Origin of the sequence: Mycetohabitans sp. B3 (genome assembly GCF_021498065.1) — a bacterium.
GTDB lineage: Bacteria > Pseudomonadota > Gammaproteobacteria > Burkholderiales > Burkholderiaceae > Mycetohabitans.
Window position 1 is genome coordinate 50,025 of sequence record NZ_JAHLKN010000036.1, and the last position, 23,987, is coordinate 74,011.

General features: G+C 62.4%; 24 protein-coding genes and 1 pseudogene. 17 read left to right on the forward strand and 8 right to left on the reverse strand.

Annotated features, from left to right (window positions below):
- Nucleotides 1-57: 57 nt before the first annotated feature.
- From KQH55_RS11115 to KQH55_RS11125, 3 genes are read left to right on the forward strand one after another with little or no spacing between them, the layout of a single operon-like run.
- Nucleotides 58-747, forward strand: a complete 690-nt coding sequence (locus KQH55_RS11115; RefSeq protein ID WP_076796022.1) for an ABC transporter permease — start codon at nt 58-60, stop codon at nt 745-747.
- 15 nt (nt 748-762) lie between these two features.
- Nucleotides 763-1,476, forward strand: coding sequence for an ABC transporter permease (locus KQH55_RS11120; protein WP_076796024.1), 714 nt, complete (start codon nt 763-765; stop codon nt 1,474-1,476).
- Between the two features lie 28 nt (nt 1,477-1,504).
- Complete coding sequence (locus tag KQH55_RS11125; RefSeq protein ID WP_076786237.1) at nt 1,505-2,284, forward strand: ABC transporter ATP-binding protein; 780 nt, start codon at nt 1,505-1,507, stop codon at nt 2,282-2,284.
- Nucleotides 2,285-2,528: 244 nt separating this feature from the next.
- Here the strand turns inward: KQH55_RS11125 and KQH55_RS11130 are convergent, their stop codons facing one another.
- From KQH55_RS11130 to zwf, 3 genes are all read right to left on the reverse strand, one after another.
- On the reverse strand, nt 2,529-4,448 hold the full coding sequence (locus tag KQH55_RS11130) for a bifunctional transcriptional regulator/glucokinase (RefSeq protein WP_235090924.1): 1,920 nt from the start codon (nt 4,446-4,448) through the stop codon (nt 2,529-2,531).
- Nucleotides 4,429-5,115: a 6-phosphogluconolactonase gene (gene pgl, locus KQH55_RS11135; RefSeq protein WP_235090927.1), complete on the reverse strand. Its 687-nt coding sequence runs from the start codon at nt 5,113-5,115 to the stop codon at nt 4,429-4,431. The genes KQH55_RS11130 and pgl overlap by 20 nt, the downstream gene beginning before the upstream one ends.
- Nucleotides 5,116-5,197: 82 nt before the next feature.
- Nucleotides 5,198-6,655, reverse strand: a complete 1,458-nt coding sequence (gene zwf, locus KQH55_RS11140; protein ID WP_076796029.1) for a glucose-6-phosphate dehydrogenase — start codon at nt 6,653-6,655, stop codon at nt 5,198-5,200.
- A 411-nt stretch (nt 6,656-7,066) separates the two neighbouring features.
- Here zwf and KQH55_RS11145 point away from each other — a divergent pair.
- Both KQH55_RS11145 and hpaR read left to right on the forward strand, forming a co-directional pair.
- A pseudogene (locus KQH55_RS11145) lies at nt 7,067-7,213 on the forward strand (sugar ABC transporter ATP-binding protein); the annotation flags it as partial.
- 209 nt (nt 7,214-7,422) lie between these two features.
- Entirely contained in the window at nt 7,423-7,929 is a 507-nt protein-coding gene (gene hpaR, locus KQH55_RS11150; RefSeq protein ID WP_076786232.1) for a homoprotocatechuate degradation operon regulator HpaR, read from the forward strand.
- Between the two features lie 104 nt (nt 7,930-8,033).
- On the opposite strand, the gene KQH55_RS11155 is transcribed toward hpaR, so the two are convergent.
- A complete protein-coding gene (locus KQH55_RS11155; RefSeq protein WP_235090934.1) occupies nt 8,034-9,251 on the reverse strand; it encodes a Bcr/CflA family multidrug efflux MFS transporter in 1,218 nt (405 codons plus the stop codon).
- 127 nt (nt 9,252-9,378) lie between these two features.
- Here KQH55_RS11155 and hemL point away from each other — a divergent pair, with 127 nt between their 5' ends.
- From hemL to KQH55_RS11170, 3 genes are read left to right on the forward strand one after another with little or no spacing between them, the layout of a single operon-like run.
- Nucleotides 9,379-10,662, forward strand: a complete 1,284-nt coding sequence (gene hemL, locus KQH55_RS11160; protein WP_076787737.1) for a glutamate-1-semialdehyde 2,1-aminomutase — start codon at nt 9,379-9,381, stop codon at nt 10,660-10,662.
- A 15-nt stretch (nt 10,663-10,677) separates the two neighbouring features.
- Nucleotides 10,678-11,826, forward strand: coding sequence for a bifunctional diaminohydroxyphosphoribosylaminopyrimidine deaminase/5-amino-6-(5-phosphoribosylamino)uracil reductase RibD (gene ribD, locus KQH55_RS11165; RefSeq protein ID WP_235090944.1), 1,149 nt, complete (start codon nt 10,678-10,680; stop codon nt 11,824-11,826).
- A 14-nt stretch (nt 11,827-11,840) separates the two neighbouring features.
- Nucleotides 11,841-12,476 carry a riboflavin synthase gene (locus KQH55_RS11170; RefSeq protein ID WP_235091007.1) on the forward strand — a complete coding sequence of 212 codons (636 nt, stop codon included), beginning with the start codon at nt 11,841-11,843 and terminating at the stop codon, nt 12,474-12,476.
- A gap of 17 nt (nt 12,477-12,493) precedes the next feature.
- Here the strand turns inward: KQH55_RS11170 and KQH55_RS11175 are convergent, their stop codons facing one another.
- Nucleotides 12,494-12,694: a hypothetical protein gene (locus tag KQH55_RS11175; RefSeq protein WP_235090945.1), complete on the reverse strand. Its 201-nt coding sequence runs from the start codon at nt 12,692-12,694 to the stop codon at nt 12,494-12,496.
- A gap of 267 nt (nt 12,695-12,961) precedes the next feature.
- Between KQH55_RS11175 and KQH55_RS11180 the strand changes: the two genes are divergently transcribed.
- From KQH55_RS11180 to KQH55_RS11205, 6 genes are all read left to right on the forward strand, one after another.
- A complete protein-coding gene (locus KQH55_RS11180) occupies nt 12,962-13,309 on the forward strand; it encodes a hypothetical protein (protein ID WP_076786227.1) in 348 nt (115 codons plus the stop codon).
- A 3-nt stretch (nt 13,310-13,312) separates the two neighbouring features.
- Nucleotides 13,313-13,834, forward strand: coding sequence for a hypothetical protein (locus KQH55_RS11185; protein ID WP_235090947.1), 522 nt, complete (start codon nt 13,313-13,315; stop codon nt 13,832-13,834).
- A gap of 198 nt (nt 13,835-14,032) precedes the next feature.
- Nucleotides 14,033-15,184, forward strand: a complete 1,152-nt coding sequence (gene ribBA / locus KQH55_RS11190) for a bifunctional 3,4-dihydroxy-2-butanone-4-phosphate synthase/GTP cyclohydrolase II (protein ID WP_076786225.1) — start codon at nt 14,033-14,035, stop codon at nt 15,182-15,184.
- A gap of 83 nt (nt 15,185-15,267) precedes the next feature.
- Entirely contained in the window at nt 15,268-15,786 is a 519-nt protein-coding gene (gene ribH / locus KQH55_RS11195) for a 6,7-dimethyl-8-ribityllumazine synthase (protein ID WP_076786224.1), read from the forward strand.
- Nucleotides 15,783-16,217 (forward strand): transcription antitermination factor NusB, encoded by a 435-nt coding sequence (gene nusB, locus KQH55_RS11200; protein WP_076786223.1) that lies wholly within the window; start codon nt 15,783-15,785, stop codon nt 16,215-16,217. The genes ribH and nusB overlap by 4 nt, the downstream gene beginning before the upstream one ends.
- 32 nt (nt 16,218-16,249) lie before the next feature.
- Nucleotides 16,250-17,479 (forward strand): pyridoxal phosphate-dependent aminotransferase, encoded by a 1,230-nt coding sequence (locus tag KQH55_RS11205; protein WP_235090949.1) that lies wholly within the window; start codon nt 16,250-16,252, stop codon nt 17,477-17,479.
- A 46-nt stretch (nt 17,480-17,525) separates the two neighbouring features.
- Here KQH55_RS11205 and KQH55_RS11210 read toward each other — a convergent pair whose 3' ends face one another.
- Complete coding sequence (locus KQH55_RS11210; RefSeq protein ID WP_235090960.1) at nt 17,526-18,692, reverse strand: lytic transglycosylase domain-containing protein; 1,167 nt, start codon at nt 18,690-18,692, stop codon at nt 17,526-17,528.
- A gap of 578 nt (nt 18,693-19,270) precedes the next feature.
- Here KQH55_RS11210 and KQH55_RS11215 point away from each other — a divergent pair.
- The gene (locus KQH55_RS11215) at nt 19,271-20,845 is read left to right on the forward strand and encodes a UbiD family decarboxylase (RefSeq protein ID WP_235090962.1); all 1,575 of its coding nucleotides are present in this window, start codon (nt 19,271-19,273) and stop codon (nt 20,843-20,845) included.
- Nucleotides 20,846-20,928: 83 nt separating this feature from the next.
- On the opposite strand, the gene KQH55_RS11220 is transcribed toward KQH55_RS11215, so the two are convergent.
- Together KQH55_RS11220 and KQH55_RS11225 are read right to left on the reverse strand one after the other, a co-directional pair.
- The gene (locus KQH55_RS11220) at nt 20,929-21,228 is read right to left on the reverse strand and encodes a hypothetical protein (RefSeq protein WP_235090964.1); all 300 of its coding nucleotides are present in this window, start codon (nt 21,226-21,228) and stop codon (nt 20,929-20,931) included.
- Nucleotides 21,229-21,860: 632 nt separating this feature from the next.
- Entirely contained in the window at nt 21,861-22,022 is a 162-nt protein-coding gene (locus tag KQH55_RS11225; protein ID WP_170872422.1) for a hypothetical protein, read from the reverse strand.
- A 247-nt stretch (nt 22,023-22,269) separates the two neighbouring features.
- Here KQH55_RS11225 and KQH55_RS11230 point away from each other — a divergent pair, with 247 nt between their 5' ends.
- Entirely contained in the window at nt 22,270-23,229 is a 960-nt protein-coding gene (locus tag KQH55_RS11230) for a Rossmann-like and DUF2520 domain-containing protein (RefSeq protein ID WP_235090966.1), read from the forward strand.
- Between the two features lie 57 nt (nt 23,230-23,286).
- On the forward strand, nt 23,287-23,850 hold the full coding sequence (locus tag KQH55_RS11235) for a YggT family protein (protein ID WP_076796061.1): 564 nt from the start codon (nt 23,287-23,289) through the stop codon (nt 23,848-23,850).
- Nucleotides 23,851-23,987: the final 137 nt, after the last annotated feature.

Below are 23,987 nucleotides of genomic sequence, written 5' to 3' on the forward strand. Positions count from 1 at the left end.
GCGGGCGTCCCAAATTGCGCCGAATATTCGACCCATCATTAGACTACTGACTTCACCATGTTCCTGCAAGGGTATGGCCCGGTCATCGCAGCGGGCACGTGGCAAACTATCAAGTTGTCGCTGCTATCGCTCGCGGTCGCCTTCGTAATCGGACTGCTTGGCGCCGCGGCCAAGCTCTCGCGCAGCCATGTGCCGCGCGTGGTCGGCACAGTCTATACCACGCTGATCCGCGGCGTGCCCGACCTGGTGCTGATGCTACTGGTGTTCTTCAGCATGCAAATCTGGCTGAATCACCTGACCGACCTGATGCAGATCGACCAGATCGACATCGACCCATTCACCGCCGGCGTACTCACGCTGGGTTTCATCTACGGCGCATACTTCACCGAGACATTCCGCGGCGCATTCTTGTCAGTGCCGCGCGGCCAGATGGAGGCGGCGGCGGCGTACGGCATGACAGGCTGGCAAGCGTTTTCGCGGGTGATGTTCCCGCAGATGATGCGCTTTGCGTTACCCGGCATCGGCAATAACTGGCAGGTGCTCGTCAAGTCGACCGCGCTGGTATCGATCATCGGCCTTGCCGACGTGGTCAAGGCGTCGCAGGACGCCGGCAAGGGCACGATGCGCTTTTTCTTTTTCACGATCGTCGCCGGCGTGATCTATTTGGCGATCACGACGCTTTCCAACGTCGTGTTGCTGTACCTGGAGCGCCGCTATTCAACCGGCGTTCGCCGTGCGGATCTTTGATACCCGGTCGCGACAATGATCGAACTGCTACATACCTACTGGAAAGCCTATCTGTTCACCGATGGCTACAATATCACCGGCGTGGCCATCACATTGTGGCTGCTGGTCGTGTCGATTGGCATCGGTTTCTGCCTGTCGATTCCGCTTGCGGTCGCGCGCGTATCTCGACACAGGTGGATCAGCGTCCCGGTCTGGCTGTATACCTATATATTCCGCGGCACCCCGCTCTACGTGCAGTTGCTGCTGTGCTACACCGGCATCTACAGTCTGGAGCTTGTGCGTTCGCACGACTTGCTCAATGCGTTCTTCCGGCAGGGAATGTACTGCACCCTGCTGGCGTTCACGCTGAACACTTGTGCTTATACCACCGAGATTTTCGCCGGCGCGATCCGCGCAACGCCGTACGGTGAGATGGAGGCCGCGCGCGCGTACGGCATGTCCGGCTTCGCGCTCTACCGGCGCGTGATCCTGCCCTCGGCGCTGCGCCGGGCGCTGCCGTACTACAGCAACGAAGTGATCCTGATGCTGCACGCCACCACGGTCGCCTTCACCGCGACGGTGCCGGACATCTTGAAGATCGCACGCGACGTCAACTCGGCCACGTATCAATCGTTCGAGGCGTTCGGCATTGCCGCGCTGCTCTATTTGGGCATTTCGTTCACACTGGTGGGTCTATTTCGGCGCGCCGAGCAGCGCTGGCTGGCCTACCTACGACCGCAAGGTCAATAAGTTCAATCCGTGAAAGGCTCAACACGCGATGAATTCGCCCATGTCTAAGTTGTTCGTTGATGATCTGCACAAACGCTATGGCAGCCAGGAGGTACTCAAAGGTATTTCGCTCGAGGCCAAGGCCGGCGATGTGATCAGCATCATCGGTTCGTCGGGCTCCGGCAAAAGCACGTTCCTGCGATGCGTGAACTTTCTGGAGCAGCCCAATGCGGGCCGGATCTATGTGGACGGCATCGAGGTCAAGACCGCACCGGATCGCGCCGGCAACCTGAAAGTCGCCGACGCCAAGCAGTTGCAGCGCGTGCGCACCCAGCTGGCGATGGTATTCCAGCACTTCAACCTGTGGTCACACATGACGGTACTGGAAAACCTCACCGAGGCACCCGTGCACGTGTTGGGCCTGTCGCGCGCGCAGGCGCAGGAGCGGGCGCGCGAGTACCTGGACAAGGTTGGACTCGGCGCATCGGTCGAGAAGAAATACCCGTCGCACCTGTCCGGTGGGCAGCAGCAGCGAGTGGCCATCGCCCGCGCGCTGGCAATGCACCCGGATGTGATGCTGTTTGACGAGCCGACCTCGGCGTTGGACCCTGAGTTGGTCGGCGAAGTGCTGAAGGTGATGCAAACGCTAGCCGAAGAAGGCCGCACGATGATCGTCGTAACGCATGAAATGGCGTTTGCGCGCAACGTGTCAAGCCATGTGATGTTCCTGCATCAAGGCCGCGTCGAGGAACAAGGGCCGCCGGATGAGGTATTCGGCCGCACAAAGAGCGAGCGGCTCAAGCAATTCCTGTCCGGCAGCCTGAAGTAGCCATCGGTTGGCTCGTCCCCAGCAACCGGTTGGGTGTCAATCGATCTGCAAGCGCGGTGACCAACAACGCTCCGCGGTTGGGCCGGCGTCTACGCGGGCATTCAGCACGTGTTCTGACCGGCTGGCACGACAACGACAGATGGGGCCGCCGCCACGCCGGCGTGGCGAACGCGGAACGGCACTAGGGTTTCTCGCGGCGGCCAGAGGCGCGTATCGGTGCTGATTCGTATGGACCGCACCGTTTTTATTGCGTATCACGCCGCTCCAATGCCGCGCCGTGACTGAGCCAGTCCAGCACCGCCGCGGCGTCTTCGTCGGTATGCCCGCGCACCGCCTCGACCACCTGCTGCATGCCCACGTCAGGTAACGCGCGCCGGATCGCGACGCCGACCGCCAAGACGTCGATCACCAGCAGGTGCAACACGCGCGAGATCATCGACACCTGCGAGTCGCGGATCTCGATAGGGTCCGTTTCCAGCACGACGCTCGCACGCTTGGCCAACGGCGTGTTGCTCGACGTGATCGCAATGACTTGCGCGCCACCCTGCATCGCCACCTCCAGCACGCGCAGCAACTCCGGCGCCTTGCCGGACTTAGAGACGGCGACGATCACATCGCCCTTGCCCAGCAACGCGGCAGACGCGGCCTGCATGTACAGGTCGCCGTATGCAATGGTCGGGATGCCAAAGCGGAAAAACTTGTAGTGCGCATCCTGAGCGACGATGTTCGAATTGCCCAGGCCGTAGAATTCGATGCGCCGCGCGCTGTGCAGCATGTCGATCGCGCGCTCGATGTTGTCGAAGTTCATATGCTCGCGCAGCTGCAGGATCGCCGACACGGTGTTGTCGAGCACCTTCACGCCAAAGTCGGTCGCCGAGTCGCCCAGGTGGACCTGGCTGTGGCTAACCGAGTTCGTGCCAGTCAGGCCAGTGGCCAGCTTCAGCTTGAAGTCGGACAGTCCCTGGCAGCCAAGCGAGCGACAGAAGCGGATCACGGTCGGCTGGCTCACGTCGGCCTTGCGCGCGATGTCGATGATCGGATCGTTGACGATCGAGCGCGGGTGGTCCAACGCCAAGTCAGCCACGCGCCGCTCGGCCGGCGTGAGCACGTCGCGCATCTGCCGGATGCGCTCGAACACGGCTGATCCGCCGCCGGCACGATGCCCGAGTTGCTCGGCCAGGATCGCAGACACGCCGAGGAAGGCCGGATATTGCGCGGTGATCACGAAGGTCGGGATGTTCGCCAGGTACGCCTGGAAACGGCCCTTCGCCTCGAACCGTGCACGAAACGGCGAAGTCGAAAACAACTCGCCCAGATGTGGGATGACACCGCCGCCGATATAAATGCCACCCAGCGCGCCGAGTGTGACTGCGAGATTGCCGGCAAATGTGCCAAGCACTGCGCAGAAGCACTCCACTGCCTCCAGCGCGAGCGGCTCGGCCGCCTGCGCGCGCCGCACCACGTCAGCCGGCTCGAGTTGCGGGCCAAACCGTTTGTTCTCGCATGCGGCAAGCGCGCGGTAGATCAGTGCCAGCCCCGGTCCTGCGCAAACTCGCTCGAACGACACATGCGACCACTTCTTGCGCGCATAATGCAACACCCGATCCTCGCGCTCGTCCTGCGGCGAGAAGGTGGCATGTCCGCCCTCACTGCCCAGCGCGATCCAGCGGTCGTTTGCGGGAATCAAGCCTGACACGCCCAAACCCGTGCCCGGCCCGAGCAGCCCGATCACACTGTTGTGCCGGCGTACGCCGCCGCCAATCTGCGCGCGTTGTGCATCGGATAGACCCGGCAGCGCCATCGCCAACGCGGTGAAGTCGTTGACCACCAACAGCGTATCAAAGCCTAATGCGCGACGCGTGGCCTCGATCGAAAAACTCCAGTTGCGGTTGGTCATCTGCACCTGATCGCCATCGACGGGATTAGCGATCGCAATGGCCGCGTGGTTCACGCGACCGATCTTACTGTCCTTCAGGAACTTGCGGATCGCAGCGGCGATGCCCGGATAATCCGCGCAAGGGTATACACGAATATCGTCAATCTGCCCCGGTCCGAATTCCAGTGCGAAGCGCGCATTGGTGCCGCCTACGTCGGCAAGCAGCCGCGGGCCATCCGGATGTGGACTCTCACGCGCGAGCACTGCCTTAGGCGCACCAGTAGGCATCGACGTTGACTCCCGTATCGTTGGCCAGCTTGGAGATGGCGTTGTGTTGTGGATGCTCGATCGCGGCGCGCAGCACGTCCAGCTTGCGCTGCCCGGAGACCAACAGAAACAGCCGGCCGATTTGCCTGAGTGCCGACAGCGACAAGCTGACCCGCAGATGCGGCGCCTGCCGCGGCTGGACCAGTACATAGCGCTCGTGGGTCCGTGTAGCCAGATCCCACTGTGGCGCATCGGCGAAGATCGACGCCGTGTGGCCATCCTCGCCCATGCCGAGCACGGCCACGTCGGGCAGCGCGCGCGAGGCATCCGCGTTCAGTGCCGCGACGTGGGCGGCAGGCGCCTCGTCGACGTCTACCAGCGGCTGGAACACTGCCTCGCGCGCCGCGTGCTGCAGCAACGTGTCGCGCACGAGTCGCGCGTTGCTGTCGGCATGCATTGGCGGGACCCAACGATCGTCGACCAGGGTGACCTCGATGCGCGTCCAGTCGAGCGCGCGCCGCGACAAAGCGTGCAAGAACGGCCGTGGGCTCGTGCCGCCCGACACCGCGAGCGTGGCACGAGCCGCGCCGATACGCGCGGCCAGCGACGACTGCAACGCATCGCCGACCGCCTGCGACAGCGCGTCCTGCTGGGCGCGCGCATCGTCAAAAGCGTGAAGCTCGATCACTTCTCCTCCGTACTCCCTTCGACCGCCCACCGACATTGCGGGCGGGCCGGTCCCTGTGATTCAAACAAGCGTGGCGTGCCTGCTAGTTCTCTTCTTCGAGCCAGTATGTACCATGCTGGGCGAGCATCGCGCTCGCTGCAGCCGGTCCCCACGTCCCCGCCGCATACGGCTTGGGCGACGTGCCGGGACGAGCCCATTCTTCCAAGATCGGCTCGACCCACTTCCATGCCGCCTCCTGCTCGTCCCGATGCACGAACAACGCCAGCCGGCCGTTGATCACGTCCAACAACAGGCGCTGGTAGGCTTCCATGCGATCTTCCTTGAAGAACTGGTCGAACGCCAGATCCAAATGCACGCTTTGCAAATTCATCCCCTCACCGGGCTGCTTGGCCTGGCAATATAACCGGATCGATTCGTTGGGTTGCAGCCGGATCACCAGACGATTGGCGCCATTGCGCAGCGCCGTTGGACCGAGCGCCGAGTGCGGGACTGCGCGGAAGTTGACGACGATTTCCGCAACGCGCTCGGCAAGCCGCTTGCCGGTGCGCAGGAAAAACGGCACGCCGGCCCAGCGCCAGTTCTCGATTTCGACCTTCAACGCGACGAAGGTCTCGGTCGTGCTTGATGCGCTCACGCCATGCTCGGTCACATAAGCCGGCACCGCGGCACCCTTGACCACGCCCGCCTGATACTGGCCGCGTACCGCAACGCGACTGATGTCGCGGGGCTCGACGGGCTTGAGCGCGCGCAGCACGCGCAGTTTTTCATCGCGCACCGCGTCGGCCCCCATCGAGTGAGGCGGCTCCATCGCCACGATCGACAGCAGCTGCAACAGGTGGTTCTGCACCATGTCGCGCAACGCGCCGGTATTGTCGTAGAAGTCGCCCCGTCCCTCGACGCCCAATTCTTCGGCGATTGTGATTTGGATGCTCTCGACCCACTCTCGGCGCCACAGCGGCTCGAACAGTGCGTTGCCGAAACGCAGCGCGAGCAGGTTCTGAACAGGCTCCTTGCCCAGGTAGTGATCGATCCGGTAGATCTGGCCTTCCGCGAAGATCTCGCCGACCGCGTCATTGATCGCGTTGGACGACTCCAGGTCATAGCCAAGCGGCTTCTCCAGCACGATGCGCGCGCCATCGCTCAAGCCCACAGTCGCCAGTGCACGGCAGATCGACACGAATAGCGACGGCCCGGTAGCCAAGTAGAACACCCGAATGCCAGGCAGCGGCGAAATCGCATCGCGTAGCAACGCATAATCCTCCGGCTGTCCGAGATCGATCTGCACGAATAGTATTCGCTCGAGAAAGCTGTTCCACGAAGCATCGTCGCCGGCCGGCTTCACGTGCTGGCGCACATGCGTGTGCATCCATTGCACGTACGCGTTGCGGTCGCCGATGCCACGCGCGACCGCAACGATTCTGCCTGCCGCAAGCAGCATGCCGCCGCGGTGCGCCTGGTACAACGCCGGCAAGATCTTGCGCATCGACAAATCGCCGGTGCCGCCGAAAAGGACGAACGTAAAGCCTGGATCAACTTGCATTGTGTGTTGACGGTGACGTTGGAAATTTGGCTCGGGTAGGCCGTCGCGCCAGGCGCGCAATCGGCCGTAGCCCGATAAAAATATTTTCGACGATAAATTGTAGTTTAGCTACAATTTCGAGCAAACGGTACATTTAGTTCAACGAAAACTTCGTTATATCAATCCGTTGCCGTGCGATCTGGCGGTCAGACAGGAGCAAGCGAATGGTCACTCGACACCGTTTGTCACGAAGCGTAGCAGTCGCCGCGCAGGCACACCGTCATGTTAAAGGACATTGTGCGCACACAATTCACCTTCCTATTTGACGAACTGCTGTCCAACCTCGATGCGAAGTTGCACATCGAGAAGCGCTCGGAGATCAAGCTGATGCACCGGTGTGATGCACCAGCGCCTGGGCACGACGATCGTCTGCTGGTCTTCTCGCCGGTCAACGGCAAGCGGGTGGTGTCCCGCGTGCATCCGGCCTCCGATCCGCGGCCGCAGCAGTCCATGTCGCTACTGTTCAACCTCTCCAAGGCGGTGTTGTTCGACTCAAAGACCGAGCAGCGCATTGCATGACGGCTGGCGCACGACCATTGTTTTGTCATCCCACACAAATAAGCATCACCTGCCCGCATTGCTGCGCCGCGCGGCGCCCGGTGATGCGTCAGCTGCATTGCTGTTATCCCGATCGGCATGATTGTCGGCAAGATCAGACACCGCGCGTGAGCACCGCATCGTGGAACGTATAATAAGCCGCTTCGCTACACGCCTGACTCCACACGACGATGACCGGTGAATTCGACCATCGCAACCTTGCGATGCTCCTACTCCAGGCCCGCGAAAGCGTCATGAGCATGTTCCGCCCGATGCTCAAGCAATTCTCGCTGACCGAGCAACAGTGGCGAATCATACGCGCGCTGAACGACCATCCGCGTCAGGAAATGGAAGCTGGACAGCTCGCGAAAATTTGCTGCATTCTCAGTCCGAGCCTGACCGGGGTGCTTGAACGGATGGATCGGGACGGACTGATCCGTCGTTCGCGCGTCGCGTCCGACCAGCGCAAAGTGATCGTGAGCCTAACGCCGCAAAGCCAGGCCCTCGTCAAGCGGATTAGCCCGCTGGTTGACGAACAATACCGGTCATTGGAGAACAAGATCGGCGTGCAGACACTCGCCGAGGCCTACCGCCTGCTGGACACGTTGATCGAGACGCTGCCCGGCGATGCCCCCCCTGACAGTGGTGGCGATGCGTCGCGTTGGGCCAAGCGCCCGATGAGCGATACAGCTGACTAAAACCCGCCTGGCCGCGCTGTCGCCGGCCCCTTTCGCCGCTGCGCCCCTGTGCTCTGCGCTCCCGCTGCCGCGCCGCTGGTCGGCACGCGACCGCTAGCCGGCACTCAACCCATCGCCGGTAACCGGTGCGAGCGGGCCACAAGCTGATATCCGACATAGGTCAACACGCCGCAGACGCCGATCACGATCCCCATGGCGCGTGGCGAGCCATCCTGCAACGCACCGACCGCTAGGCTCGACAACGCGCCGAGCGCCAGTTGCATCGCGCCGAACACCGCCGCCGCTGCACCGGCGCTGCGTGGATAACGGTGCATCAGATCAGTTGTGCAGTTCGCGCCTAGCACACCGACCACGCTAACCACAAAAAATAGCGTCGCGACGATCGAGCGCAGGCCGCCCCAGCCGGTGGTGCAGGCCATGAACACTCCGAGCGAGGCGAGCAAGCACACCAGCGACGAGGCCGAGATCATGCGCAGCGCGCCGAGTGCGCCGACCAGCCGTACATTGAGGACATTTCCCGCCATGATGCCGACGATGTTCAGCGCAAAAAACAACCCATAGGCCTGCGCCGACACATGGAAGTAATCGATGTAGACGAACGGCGTGGCCGTAATGTACGCGAACATGCCGGCGAACGCCATGCCACCGCAGAGCATGTGGCCCCATGCCACCGGGTCGGTCAGCAAACGCCCGTACACGGCGAATGACGCGCTGAGCGCGTTCTCATGCCGCTTGTGCGACGGCCACGTTTCCGGAATCTTGCGCACCGCCGTGATGGCGCAGGCTGCGCCGAACAGCGCCAGCGACACAAACACCGCGCGCCAGCCGCCGAGCAGTAGCAACTGCCCGCCCACCAGCGGCGCGAGCAACGGCCCGATTGACGTAACGATGGCCAGCATCGACAGCACGCGGGCCGCATCGGTGGGGCCATGCGCATCTCGCGCAATCGCGCGCGCGAGCACCGACGCAGCGCCGGCGCCCAGCGCCTGCAGGAAGCGTACTGCGATCAGCCAGCCGATCGACGGCGCTAGCGCACAGGCAATGCTGGCCAGTCCATACAGCACGATACCGCCGATCAAGATCGGGCGCCTACCATAGGCGTCGGACAATGGGCCATACAGTAGCATGCCAATCGAGAAGCCGAACATGAAGCTGGTCAGCGTCACTTGTGCGGCCGACGCACTGATGTCGAACGCCACTGCCAGCGACGGCAGGCTCGGCAAGTACATGTCGATCGAGATCGGGCCACACGCGGCGAGCCCGCCAAGCAAGAGAATCAAGCGCCAATCGGGCCAGCGGCGAGCAGTCGGGGGATCGGGCATGGAGAGACTGCGGGAGGCCGCGCACACGGCCTTTCATCAATTAAGGACCTCATTGTACGCGACGGCGCCGCGCGCGCCGCTCCGGTACAATGCACGGATGTCATTGCTGCAACGCGGGATGGATCCGATGTCCAAGAGCCAACTTCTTTTCGAACGGGCCCAACGCATGATTCCGGGCGGCGTCAACTCGCCGGTGCGCGCTTTCCGCTCGGTCGGCGGCACGCCGCGCTTTATCGCACGCGCGCACGGCCCCTATTTATGGGACGCAGACGGGCAACGCTACATCGACTACATCGGTTCGTGGGGCCCGATGATCCTTGGACATCTGAATCCAGGCGTACTGGCCGCGGTACAGCGCGCGCTCGCCTCGGGCTTCTCATTCGGCGCGCCGACTGAGGCGGAGGTCGAAATCGCCGAGGAGATCTGCCGCCTAATGCCATCAATCGAGCAGATCCGCATGGTCTCGAGCGGCACCGAGGCCACGATGAGCGCGTTGCGACTCGCCCGCGGGTTTACCGGGCGCAGCCGCATTGTCAAGTTCGAAGGTTGCTATCACGGCCATGCCGACAGCCTGCTCGTGAAGGCCGGGTCCGGACTGCTGACGTTTGGCAACCCCACCTCGGCCGGTGTGCCGCCCGACATCGCGCATCACACCACCGTGCTTGAGTACAACAACGTTGAACAGTTGAACGAAGCATTCAGCGCATTCGGCACGCAGATCGCAGCGGTCATTGTCGAGCCGGTCGCGGGCAACATGAATCTCGTGCGGGCGTCGGCCGAATTCCTCGCCGCGTTGCGCAAGCAGTGCACCGAGTACGGCAGCGTGCTGATCTTTGACGAGGTCATGTGCGGTTTTCGCGTCGCGCTCGGCGGTGCGCAGCAGCTGTTCAATATCGTGCCGGACCTGACCTGCCTGGGCAAGGTGATCGGCGGCGGGATGCCGATTGCTGCGTTCGGTGGCCGGCGCGACATCATGGCGCACCTGGCGCCGCTGGGCGGCGTCTACCAGGCCGGCACCCTGTCAGGCAACCCACTTGCGGTCGCCGCCGGCCTTGAAACGCTGCGCCAGATTCAGGCGCCCGGCTTTTATGACCGCCTGTCCCAGCAAAGCGCGCGGCTCGCCGGTGGGCTGCAGGCCGCCGCGCGCGACGCAGGCGTGCCGTTCAGCGCGGACTCGCTGGGCGGCATGTTCGGCCTGTATTTCGCCTCGCAAGTGCCGCACAGCTTTGCCGAGGTGATGCGTTGCGACGTGCCCCGCTTCAACGCGTTCTTCCACGCAATGCTCGATGCCGGCGTGCATTTCGCCCCATCGGCGTACGAGGCTGGCTTCGTGTCGATCACGCACGACGACGCAGTCATCGACGAAACGCTGTCAATCGCCCGCACCGTATTCGCTGCGCTGCAACGCTGAGCACCGGCCCCTGCCATGTTCTCAGACTTTGATCGCCTGCAGATGCAACGCGCGCTCGTGCTCGCCGAGCGCGGTTTATACACGACGTCGCCGAACCCGCGCGTGGGATGCGTGCTCGTCAAGGACGGTGAAGTCATTGGCGAAGGCTTCACGCAGCCGGCCGGACAGGACCACGCGGAAATCCGCGCGCTGAAAGACGCCCGCTCGCGCGGCTACACTCCCGCCGGCGCCACTGCCTATGTGACGCTAGAGCCTTGCAGCCATTTCGGTCGCACGCCACCTTGCGCGAACACGCTGGTCGAAGCCGGCATGGCGCGGATAATCGTCGCGATGGAGGATCCGAACCCGCAGGTCAGCGGCCGTGGCCTGGCCATCCTGCGCGATGCGGGCGTAGACGTGCGCTGCGGACTGCTTGCGCACGAGGCGCAAGAGTTAAACATCGGCTTCGTGTCACGCATGACGCGTGGCGTTCCGTGGGTGCGACTCAAGATCGCCGCGACGTTAGACGGTCGCACCGCGTTGCCGAACGGTCAAAGCCAGTGGATCACGTCGAACGCCGCGCGCACGGACGGACACACATGGCGCGCCCGCGCGTGCGCGACCCTCACTGGCATCGGCACGGTACGCGAAGACGATCCGCAGATGACCGTGCGCGCGGTGCCCACGCCTCGCCAACCGCTGCGCGTGCTGGTGGACAGCCGTCTGGACGTGCCACTGAATGCAAGGATTTTAGCCGGCGCGCCACCGCTGGTCATCTGCGCGCGCGACGACGGAGAATTCGCCCCGCGTGCGCATGCGTTGCGCGCGGCCGGCGCCGAAGTGATTGCGTTGCCGAACCGGTCCGGCAAGGTTGACCTGCCGGCTGCGCTACGGCTGCTCGCTGCACGTGGCGTCAACGAATTGCATGTCGAGGCGGGCTACAAGCTCAACGGCTCATTGTTGCGCGAAGGCTGCGTCGACGAGCTGCTGCTTTACATCGCTCCGGCCCTGCTCGGCAACGCGACCGGCATGTTCAACCTCGAGCCGCCGCCGGCGCTCGATCGGCGGGTGCGGCTCCGATATCATTCGATCGAGCGGATCGGCGACGATCTACGGGTCCTCGCCAGGCTTGTGTCGGCCGAATCTGACAACGCACCGCAAACGGGCGATCCGCGCTCACAATGAAGGGATTCTCTCGTATGTTCACAGGCATCGTCGCGGCGATCGGCCGCATTGAATCGGTCACCCCGCTGGGCACGTCCATCGAGGACGGCGTGCGCCTGTCGATCGCCGCCGGCACGCTCGATCTGTCCGATGTCGGGTTGGGCGACAGCATCGCAGTGCAAGGCGCATGCTTGACGGTCGTGGACAAGACATCGACGCAGTTCGAAGTCGATGTGTCACGGGAAACGCTGAACTGCACCGCCGGGCTCGCACAACCCGGCGAAGTGAACCTCGAAAAAGCGCTGCATGCGCATGAACGCCTGGGCGGCCACCTGGTCAGCGGACATGTCGATGGGCTTGGCCAGGTCAGCCGCTTCGATCCGGTAGGCGAATCGCACGAATTGTGCATCGTCGCGCCATCGTCGCTTGCGAAGTACTTTGCGCACAAGGGGTCGGTCACGGTCAATGGTGTCAGCCTAACAGTCAATGCCGTGCAAGACCTGGACGATGGGTGCAAATTCTCGATCAACGTGATCCCGCACACGATACAAATGACCACGCTGCGATACCTGCGCGTTGGCGACGCGGTCAATCTCGAAGTCGATATGATTGCGCGCTATGTGGAGCGGATGCTCAGTGCGTCTCAGGACGGCTATAAATCATTGAAGTAATCCAATTTTTCAAGAGTTTATTGTTTGCCGGCGTCGCGCCTAAACCGGCTGTGGGAGGGAATCGAACCGCTCAATGGCCCCGCGGCGCACTTCTCAAAAGCAGTATTGACGATCATCGCGACGACGGCAAATGCGCAATCTAAGTCGCCGCTCTGCTGCACGCGCCGAAACGCCGGTTTAAAGTCACTTGCCGCCATAGCGACGGTGGTTAGAATCACCGGCCTGCTCAATAGTATCGCTAATTTACCAGGTCGGACCACGGCTTAACGACCAAATCACTTTGCCAGGCACGCGAGAAGGGGCAAAATTCGCCGTCACGATGCAAAATCCGAGCTTGATTTTGATGATAGACGACGCGCCCCTCGATCATAAGAGGATCCGGGCACTTTCTGCGTATCCGCAAGACCTTCCATGCTTCTCAGAACACTTAATTATGTATTTTACATAAATATGTGTTACGATGACTATAACTCAATGGAGGTACCATGGCTGAAACCGTTAACTTCACGGGCGCGGTTGACCGCGACCTGCTCAAGCGCGCTAAAGTTCTTGCGGCGAAATCGGACACGTCCGTCAATGCGCTTTTTAACACCGAACTTCGCTATCTAGTGGAGACGTTCGAAGCGGCCGAAGCCCGCGGCAACCAAAATTTCCGCACCTTGCTCGACTTCTCGCTCGGTCGCATTGACGACCGCCAGGCGATGCAAGCACTCGGTATCGAGAGCGACGAGGATTTGTTTCTGCTGATGGCTCAGGCACATCTGCCAATGCCGCGCCTGCCGGAGGCGAGTACGCGCCGCATGGTGGATGACCTCAACGCCTTGCTCAGTTAGTCCATGGCGAGCAACACGACCGTCACCCTGCTTCCTGATGCCGGCCCCCTGATTACGCTCGCCTATGCCGATGCACTCCATTTGCTTCTGAAGCCAGGCTGGTTGGTCGCACTGGTCGATATGATGCAGCATGAGGTCACGCGCAGCGAGACGCCGACCAGCACACGGATTGTTACATGGGCGCGCAATAACAGCATCCCGGTTCTCGAGACGAACCTCTATCACCGATATATGCAAGCGAATATGGCTTCGCCTGTCCGAAAAGCCAATCTCGGAGAACTTGCCATACAGGAAGCAATGAGTGGTTTCGGCCTTGCTGCCGAACAAACCGGCATCTTTCTGTTTGAAGATCACAAGATCGCGCGCGCCAGTTTCCTGCTACCGGATAACTGCCGCAAAGTCTCTACTCGCGCATTCCTGCTGTTTCTTGAGCAACAAAATTTGATTGACTCGGCTGTCGAGGTCGAGCGTCGCGCGGTTCTCGCGGGGAGGCAATTCTCCCAAATTCGGTTTCCGCCAGAATGACCAGCGACCAAAGAAACACGCGAAACATCTACCAGGCGTCCCACCACCCGGTGACGCGATCAACCGTCGCGAAGCGCTGCGCTCCCCATACCGACACACAAGCGGCCTAGAACCCGCACGGAACCGGCATAGAAATCGGCTCTTGACGCGGTGCTGACGTAAAATAGTGGTTTTCCTATCGCGCCACCATCGTCCACCATGACACTCGCTTCCACGCAAGAGATCATTGCCGAACTCAAGGCCGGCAGAATGGTCATCCTCGTCGACGAAGAAGATCGCGAGAACGAGGGCGACTTGGTGCTAGCCGCTGATTTCGTCACACCGGAAGCGATCAACTTCATGGCTCGCTATGGCCGCGGGCTGATCTGCCTGACGCTGACGCAGGAGCGCTGCCGCACATTGAATCTGCCGCTGATGACGCAGCGCAACGGCACGCAATACGGCACGGCGTTCACGGTCAGCATCGAGGCCGCGCAAGGCGTGACCACCGGCATCTCCGCTGCCGACCGTGCACGCACCATCCAGGCGGCCGTCGCACGCGACGCTCGAGCCGAGGATATCGTGCAACCTGGACACGTGTTTCCAATCATGGCGCAGCCCGGTGGCGTGCTGGTGCGCGCCGGCCATACCGAGGCCGGTTGTGACCTGACGGCGCTGGCCGGGCTTACGCCGGCATCGGTGATCTGCGAGGTGATCAAGGACGATGGCACGATGGCCCGCTTGCCCGACCTCGTCGAGTTCGCCGCGCAGCACGGTTTGAAGGTCGGCACGATCGCGGACTTGATCCAGTACCGCAGTCGCACCGAATCGATCATCGAACGCGTGGCGCAGCGCACGATGCATACCGTGCATGGACCGTTTAATGCGGTACTGTTTCACGACAAGCCGAGCGGCGCACCGCACCTGGCGCTGGTACGCGGGCAACCCTCACCTGAGGTCGAGACCCTGGTACGGGTACACGAGCCGCTGTCGATCCTCGACTTGATCGAAACGGGTGTCAGTACACACTCCTGGACATTGGATGCAGCGCTGCGCGAGATTGCCCAGCGGGAAACCGGCGTCGTGGTGTTGCTGAACGTGCACGAGTCCGGCGAGCGGCTGCTGGACGTATTTGAGGCATTCGAGCGGCAGGACAAGGCAGCCGCACTCAAGCGCCGTCCGGTCGATTTCAAGACGTACGGCGTCGGCGCGCAGATCCTGCATGATTTGCATGTCGGCAAAATGCGGGTCTTGTCGAATCCGCGCAGGATGGGCAGCATGTCGGGGTACGGCCTCGAGGTCACCGGTTTTGAACTCATGCCGGCAGCAGCAAACGGATTCGCGGGCAGCGGCCCGCGTTCGCACGAATAGGGCGACGCGCGCGTTATCTGCCTATTTTGGATCATGGCCCGGCGGCGGCGTCCCGCCTCGCCCAACACATCAACGGAACACTCATGGAAATCGGACAATATCAACCGAATCACGATGGTGACGGATTGCGTATCGGCATCGTCCAATCCCGCTTCAACGAGCCGGTCTGCAACGGGCTAGTCGACGCCTGTGTCGAGGAACTCGAGCGCCTTGGCATCGCGGGCGAAGACGTGCTGCTCGTCACGGTGCCCGGCGCACTGGAGATTCCGCTCGCGCTGCAAAAGCTCGCTGAAAGCGGCCAGTTCGACGCGCTGATCGCGCTCGGCGCGGTGATTCGCGGCGAGACCTATCATTTCGAATTGGTGTCCAACGAGAGCGGCGCGGGCATCAGCCGGATTGCGCTGGACTTTGGCGTGCCGATCGCCAACGCGGTGTTGACCACCGAAAACGACGAGCAGGCGATCGCGAGAATGACCGAGAAAGGCCGCGATGCGGCACGCGTTGCGGTGGAAATGGCAAACCTATCGTCCGCGCTCGACCAACTCGATCAAGATGACGACGAGGACGAAGAAGACGAAGCGGCAGACGAGGATCGGGCATGACAACGAGAAGTGCTCGCCGTCGCTCGCGCGAGTTGGCCACACAAGGGTTGTATCAGTGGCTGCTGTCGGGTGCAGCGCCAGGCGAGATCGACGCGGCCATGCGTGAGCAGCCCGGCTTCGACAAAGCGGACCGCGACCATTTTGATGCGCTGCTGCATGGCGTGATCAAGCAGTCGGCGACGCTGACTGAAGCGCTCATGCCATTTCTGGATCGCCCGATTGACCAATTGTCGCCAGTCGAACGGGCGGTGCTACTGATCGCGGCATACGAATTCCAGCATCATGTCGAGATCCCGTACCGGGTTGTGATCAACGAGGCCGTCGAGTTGGCTAAGACATTTGGCGGTGCCGACGGCTACAAGTATGTGAACGGCGTCCTCGACAAGCTTGCGGTGACCATGCGCGCCGACGAAGTCAAGACGCGCGGTTGAATGCGTGCTGCCGCATCCGCTAGGAATTCTGCATGATCGACACTGATTCGATGCCCAACCCGCTCAGCACCGCCCGGGCCGGTCGGCTCGCTTCACGCATCGACCAGATCGCGCCATTTCATGTGATGGAATTCGTCAAGCAAGCCACCCGCCTCGAGCAGGCAGGCCATGACGTGATCCACATGAGCATCGGCGAGCCCGATTTCACGGCGCCACCGGCCGTCGTCGAAGCGGCGGCTTCGGCCCTGCGCCGAGGCCTCACGCAGTACACGCCGGCGCTGGGTATCACGCCGTTGCGCGAAGCCATTGCAATGCATTACCGGCGTATATATGGCATCGATGTCGAGCCGGCCCGCATCATCGTGACGGCCGGTGCCTCTGCGGCGTTGTTGCTCGCTTGCGCAGCGCTCGTGGATCGCGACGACGAGGTGCTGATGACGGATCCGACCTATCCGTGCAACCGTCACTTCGTCACCGCCTTCGAGGGCCGGGCGGTTCTAGTGCCGAGCGACGCGGCGCAACGCTTCCAGTTGAGCGCGGCGCACGTACAGCAACATTGGGGCGCAAACACACGCGGCGTGCTACTCGCGTCGCCGTCGAACCCCACCGGCACATCGATCGACGCGGGCGAACTGCAACGCATTGTCGATACGGTCCGTGCCTACGACGGTTTCGCAATCATCGACGAAATCTATCAGGGATTGACCTATGATGCGCCGCCCGTCTCGGCACTGTCACTGCGCGGCGCACACGATCATGTCGTGACCGTAAACAGTTTTTCGAAGTACTTTAGCATGACGGGCTGGCGCCTGGGCTGGCTCGTGGTGCCGCCGCACTGGGTACCGGCCTTCGAGAAGCTCGCGCAGAACCTGTTCATCTGCGCGTCCGCGCTCGCGCAGCACGCGGCGCTCGCATGCTTCGAGCCCGCGTCACTTGAGATCTACGAGCAACGGCGGCTCGAGTTCAAGCGACGGCGCGACTTCCTGGTACCGGCGTTGCGCAAATTGGGTTTCGGCATACCGATCCTGCCGGATGGCGCGTTCTACGTCTATGCGAACTGCCGCGGCATCGCGCACCGGGCTGCGTCGGACAGCGCGGCGCTCGCATCCGTGATGCTTCAAGAAGCGAAGGTCAGCATGGTGCCGGGCCTGGACTTCGGCGTGCATGCGCCGCACGATTACCTGCGAATTTCATACGCGACGTCGTACGAGCGGCTGCAACAGGCTATCGCACGGTTGCACACCCTATTTGACGCGTCTTAAGCGAGCGCCGCCTCTTCCCCGCCGGCCGAGCGGCGCCTGCCACCGATCAAGCGCCGATGTCGGCCAACTGCTCGGTATGTTTTGACACGGTACTGGCGCCGGCGTCGTCCTGCGCATGCGTATCGGCGCCGGCAAGCGCTTTTTGTGTGACCACCGGGCGTTCAGTGCTCAGCTTGACTTGCACCCGTTGCGTCGATGCATTGGTCTGCGGCGGCGTCGATGCGAGCATTGGCGCCGGCGATTGCGGTGCGTTAACCGGCACCCTACGTCCGCGCGCGACATCCCGCAGCCGCGCGCGCTCGGCCAGCACCTTCGCGCCATAGCCACCGTCGTTCGGCGATGTCGAGCCGACGTAACGCCGCAAGCCACCTGCTACAGAGCCGCCACGGGCAATGCAGTCCTTGAGCACCAGGGCGCCGACCTTGATATTGGCCAGCGGCTGCAGCGCAGCGTTCTGTCCCCCGAAATAATCAAACTTGTCGGAATGAATGCTAGACATCACCTGCATCAGGCCCTTGGCGCCGACGCCACTTTCCGCATACGGGTTGAATCCCGATTCGATCGCCATCACCGCCAGCAATAGCAGCGGGTCGAGCCCAACCTCGCGGCCAGTGTTGAACGCCGCCTTAACCAACTGGCGGACCGGCTCCTGCGCGACGCGATAGCGCCGTGCAAGGTAAGCGGCAACCAGCGCTTGCTCATGCGTCGACACCAGCACGCGATCGTCTCGCGCATCGGAGGCAATACGCTCGGATGGGATGAGCCGGGCCAACGAGCCGACCGACGGTAGTGCGCGCGGATCGAGCCCATTGAGCGTGACCGGATCCAGGCCAGCCCCACCGGGCAGGTCGTCATATCCCAGCTCGAACGTCGCCGCGAGGAACCTTTTGCCGCTGGGCGTAGCGGATAAGGGCGTTATCCTCAGCGGGGCGGCGTCGCCCTCCGTTCTGGCGTGCGGCGCGAACGGCGGCAACGGTTGGCCGGACAGCAATCGCGCCGGGCCATTATGCACCGCATCCACGATCAACGGCATCACCTTCGCGGCCAAGGTGCCGCGCAGCGCCGGCTGCCACCACAACGCCAGGCTCGTGAGCACCGCCAGCGCGCCGACGAGGCTCAACAGCGTGGAAGAAAGCCGCGTGCCGCGGCGTAGCAGTTCGCGTACCGTTTGCACGACATCGCTCTTCGGTCGCCAGCCTAACCAAGTATTCATACTTCACAAGCTCCCATGGTTCATGGCCGGTCGCGCCGTGCTTTGCAGCGACGACGACATCCGTGCGAACACGCAAGCGCAGTCGCAGCCGATGTGCACGACAGGCCAAGGCGTCGCCTACGTTGGTTAGCCGCGGGACGAGGCCGGGAAGAGATGGCGAGCGCCATCTACGAGGACGGGGGCGTCAGGATTCGTGACACACGCTGCGCGCGCGTCAATCAAGCCGCGCGGGCCACCCGCACTAAAAAGCCGGCGTATTGCGGCCGGCCGATGTCAGTTTGCGCCGCCCTTAGCGGGAAGGGTCAGCGTGACGCGAAGCGCCAAACAGGATGGCGGACCACAAGGCGGTCCCGCCACTGACGAGGTCGGATTCTAACAGGGTTTTATAGATCGTCAAAACTAAGGATTCGAAAAATCAATACCTTTAGTTATAAAGAAAACGGTCAATCAATGGGTCTAAAGCAAGCCGCGTGCCCTGGCCGACAGGTGGTCCAGTTTGCAACCAATGTGTCGCGCACGCGCACAAGCTAAAATGTACCCCTTGTGCCCGGCACGGCCGGCGACGTCCGTATAGTGTGATGAAATACAAAGACCTGCGTGATTTTGCGAGCCGCCTTGAAGCATTGGGAGAACTGCGAAGGGTGCGTGCTGCCATCTCGCCAGTGCTCGAAATGACCGAGCTATGCGACCGCGTGCTTAATGCGGGCGGCCCCGCGCTGCTGTTCGAGAACCCGACTGGGCATACAATGCCCGTGCTCGGCAACCTGTTTGGCACGCCACGTCGCGTCGCGCTCGGCATGGGCGTTGATGCCGATGGCGACGACGCGGCCCTAACGTCGCTGCGCGATATCGGTCACCTATTGTCGTCGCTGAAGGAGCCGGAGCCGCCGAAGGGCCTGAAGGATGCGACACGGCTGCTTTCGCTAGCCAAAGCCGTCTGGGACATGGCGCCCCGTACGGTCAGCGCACCACCTTGCCAGGAAATCGTGATCGAAGGTGACGATGTCGACCTGGCGCGGCTGCCAGTCCAAACCTGCTGGCCGCACGATGCGGCGCCGCTGATCACCTGGGGCCTCACCGTCACGCGAGGTCCGAACAAGCCGCGTCAAAACCTGGGCATCTATCGGCAACAAGTGATCGGGCGCAACAAGCTGATCATGCGCTGGCTCGCTCATCGCGGCGGCGCACTGGATTTTCGCGAATTTGCGCTGGCCCATCCTGGCCAGCCCTATCCGGTCGCCGTCGCGCTCGGCGCCGATCCGGCAACGATTCTCGGCGCCGTCACGCCGGTACCCGACACATTGTCCGAATATCAGTTCGCCGGGTTGCTGCGTGGCGGCAAAACCGAACTGGCCCGCTGCTTGACGCCCGGATTGGCGCATCTGCAGGTGCCAGCCCGCGCGGAAATCATCCTGGAGGGGTTCATCCAGCCCGATGCAGGCGAAGCGCAAGACATCTCGGCACAGCCGGGACCTATGTCGCCGCGCGCTCGCGTGGCCGGCCCGGCCGGCCGCTACGAACATGCGCTGGAGGGCCCCTATGGCGATCACACTGGCTATTACAACGAGCAAGAGTGGTTTCCAGTGTTCACCGTCGAACGCATCACGATGCGGCGCGACGCGATCTACCATTCGACGTACACGGGCAAACCACCGGACGAACCGGCCGTGCTCGGCGTCGCGCTGAACGAGGTATTTGTGCCGCTGCTGCAAAAGCAGTTTCCGGAGATCACCGACTTCTACCTGCCGCCGGAAGGATGCAGCTACCGGATGGCCATCGTGCAGATGAAGAAAAGCTACGCCGGCCACGCCAAGCGCGTGATGTTCGGCGTGTGGAGCTTCTTGCGGCAATTCATGTATACAAAGTTCATCGTCGTGGTGGACGACGACGTGAATGTGCGCGACTGGAAAGAGGTAATCTGGGCCCTGACGACACGCGTGGACCCGAGCCGCGACACGGTGCTGGTTGACAATACGCCGATCGACTATCTTGACTTTGCGTCGCCGGTGGCCGGGCTCGGCTCCAAGATGGGCATCGACGCAACGAACAAGTGGCCCGGCGAGACCTCCCGGGAATGGGGCCGGCCGATCGTGATGGACGCAGCCGTCAAGCGGCGCGTCGATGCACTATGGACGGAGATCGGCCTGGGATAGCAATGGCGCCAGCGGGCGTGTATGCGGCAACCTATCATCACCACGACGGCGCAGTCACCACGACGGCTCAGGCTTGCCGTCCGCTACCAGCGCCGATAATAACCGCCGTGCCAATGAGGATGCGGATACCACGGCCGGTAATAGCCACCGTAGCCACCCACAACGACCGCGGGCGGCGGTGTGTAGACCACCGGCGGCGGAGGCGCGTAGACTACCGAAGGTGGAAGCGGCGCATAGACGACTGGCGGCGGCGTATAGATCGGAGTGGCATATACCGGACCGGGAATCCCGATCCCCACGCCGATCGATATATGCGCTTGCGCGGCGCTCGCCCCTGCCAACAGGGTGACGGCGCCGACTAGGATCGGGATGATCTTTTTCACTACTCTCTCCTGAACACAATGCCGCCTATTACGGCACCACCCTTGCAATGTACCGAAAATGCGCGCGGACGGCCGGGCCCAATTGTTGCAAAATGCAATGGGGCGCTGGCGCGACAGGGACCGCATGATAGGGACCGCATTCGTCTTGCCGCAAGTCTCGCCGTCATCGAAGACCGGACGCGAGCGCCGGCCAGCACGTGAGGGGACAGTGCGGGACCGACACGCCGCGTTCGCTGCGCAACATTTGTTGGTCTGATATCGTGCGTCGGTAAAGATTATTTACAAAGTCACTAAACCGTGCCGGACTCGCACGTCACCGCGTGGCGGCGCCGCGTCGCATTCATTGTGTTATCACGGCAGCACAGCCCGGCTCCGTAACGGGACGACCGGCGTCAGTGGCAGTGGCAATGGTTTGACGCACCCGCATAGAGTATGGTCCGAGCGCGGTGGCGTGGGCCGGGTTTCCCCTAAGAAATTGGAAACTCGGAGAAAATCTGACAAAGAACAGACAATGCAAGCACCAGGATCACAGCGTCGACAAACGCCACAGGGCTGGGCCGACTACAAGCGCTATGGTAGCTGCTCAGCGCATTGACCATTACGCTGCGCCACTTCAGTAAGGTACCGCACCGTCAACCCACCTTCACATACGCGAACTCGCGACTCACGTTCGGCGGCACGTACAGACCGCTGATCCGCACGCGCGGTGTCAAGCGCATCCTTTGCTCCCACCACAAGCGGCGCTGAGCCGCATTGAGGAATCGCAGGTGTTTCCGATACGAAAAGAAGCTCATGGCGCAAATCTCCTGGTCAGGTATTTTTTGATTGAGTTGTGGCCGATAACGGACCGCGACGCTACTCACCTGCCGCCGCCCGCCACCTGCGGCACACGACTCGCCCCTTGACAAACGCCTTGCATCGCAATATTCAACGCGCAACCGACGACAGAGGACGCAACAAGTGCGTCGCTACGACGCTTGACACGAAGCAATACATAGTTGGTCTATCATGGACCCTGTCCTCTTTACCTAAGCATGAATCATGCCTTTTCCGCTTCATCCGAGCATTGGCTTCATCGGCGCCGGACGGCTCGCCCAAACCCTTGCAGCAGCGTGGCACCGACGCGGCTACCAGATTGCCGCGGTCACGAGCCGCTCAAAAGAATCGTCCAGGCAACTTGCCGAGCGGGCAGGACAGTGTCAAATCGTCTCAGATCTGCAACATGTTATCGAGGCTGCGACGCTGGTCTTCGTGACGGTGCCAGATGATGCGATCGGCGCGGTGGCCGCCCAGCTGTGCTATTCCCCTGAGCGGGCCGGCTCGTGCGCGCTCGTGCACTGTAGCGGCGCATCCAGTGTCGACTTACTCGAGCCGGCCAGAGCCCAGGGCGTCTTGACGGGCGGTTTCCATCCGCTATATCTGTTCACCGGACAGGCAACCGACGTGGACCGGCTGGCGGGCTGCTCCATCACAATCGAAGCTCCGGCGCCGCTGAACGCCGCGCTGCGTACGCTCGTCGGCGCCCTGGACTGCGTGCCACTGTCGATCCCGTCTGGTGCGCGAATACTCTATCACGGCGCGGCGAGCTACGCGGCAAGCTTCGCGGTGGCGTCGCTGTACGAAAACGTCACACTTTGGAAACATATTGGGTTGGACGAGGACGCCGCACTGGCCGCATTGCTGCCCATGCTCGAGCGCACCCTACAATCGGTGCGCGACAAAGGTCTGTCCGGCGCGATCGCTGGGCCCGTGTCGCGCGGCGACGTTTCAGTAATCCGCAGCCAGCTCGACACCTTGGCCGCATTGGGCGAAGATCACATGGCGCTCTATGCAATGCTCACGCGCAGAGTGGCCGCGCTGGCGCGCCGACGCTCGCCGGCGCCGAGCGGGCTCGACGCGATCGAAGCCACTGTCAAAGCAGCGCTGCAGCGTGGCACGGACGCACCGGCGCCCAACGATAGCGCGGCGCATCGATCCGGCCGCGTGCCACCGCGCCCTTGACACGTCGCGTCCGGTACCTTACAACTCGTCGGCTGCGCCACTCGAAGGGAAAACAAGATGTTCGGGGATATTGCCCGCTTTCTGCTCAATACGATTTTCACGTTGTTCGGTGCCGCGCTGCTACTGCGCGCGTGGTTGCATGTGGTCAGGCTCACGCCGTACAACCCGGTCTCGCAGGGCATCTTCCAGGCAACCAACTGGCTCGTGCTGCCGTTGCGCCGGGTCATTCCGGCCGCGCGTGGCATCGACTGGACGAGTCTGTTCGCCGCCTGGCTCACCGCGATCGTGTTCATCATCCTGATGGTGGCCGTCTCCGGTGGCGACCCGGCCTCGCTGTTGCCCGCTGGATTCGTCATCGCGCTGTTGACGATGATCAAGTGGGCGTTGAACCTGACGATCTGGCTAACGCTGATCATGGCGCTGCTCTCGTGGGTCAACCCGCGCTCCCCGGCGATGGCGATCCTGCTGCAATTGACCGCGCCGTTGCTGAACCCGCTGCGCCGCGTAGTGCCCACGCTCGGCGGCATCGACCTGTCGCCGTTGGTGCTGCTTGTGATCGTCGAGGTATTATTGATGATCGTCACACGCATCACCGTGTCGGTGACGATGTTCGGATTTTGAGCGTGATGGCGCCCGTATTCTGAAAACGAATCGGGCGTGTAGAAAATCTGTATGCAATTGTTCGTGCAGCCAGTGCAAGGCTCGCGCGTGTCGCCGTGCTCGCGCCGGTACCAGTTAAGTTCAGCCGCTTGTCGATC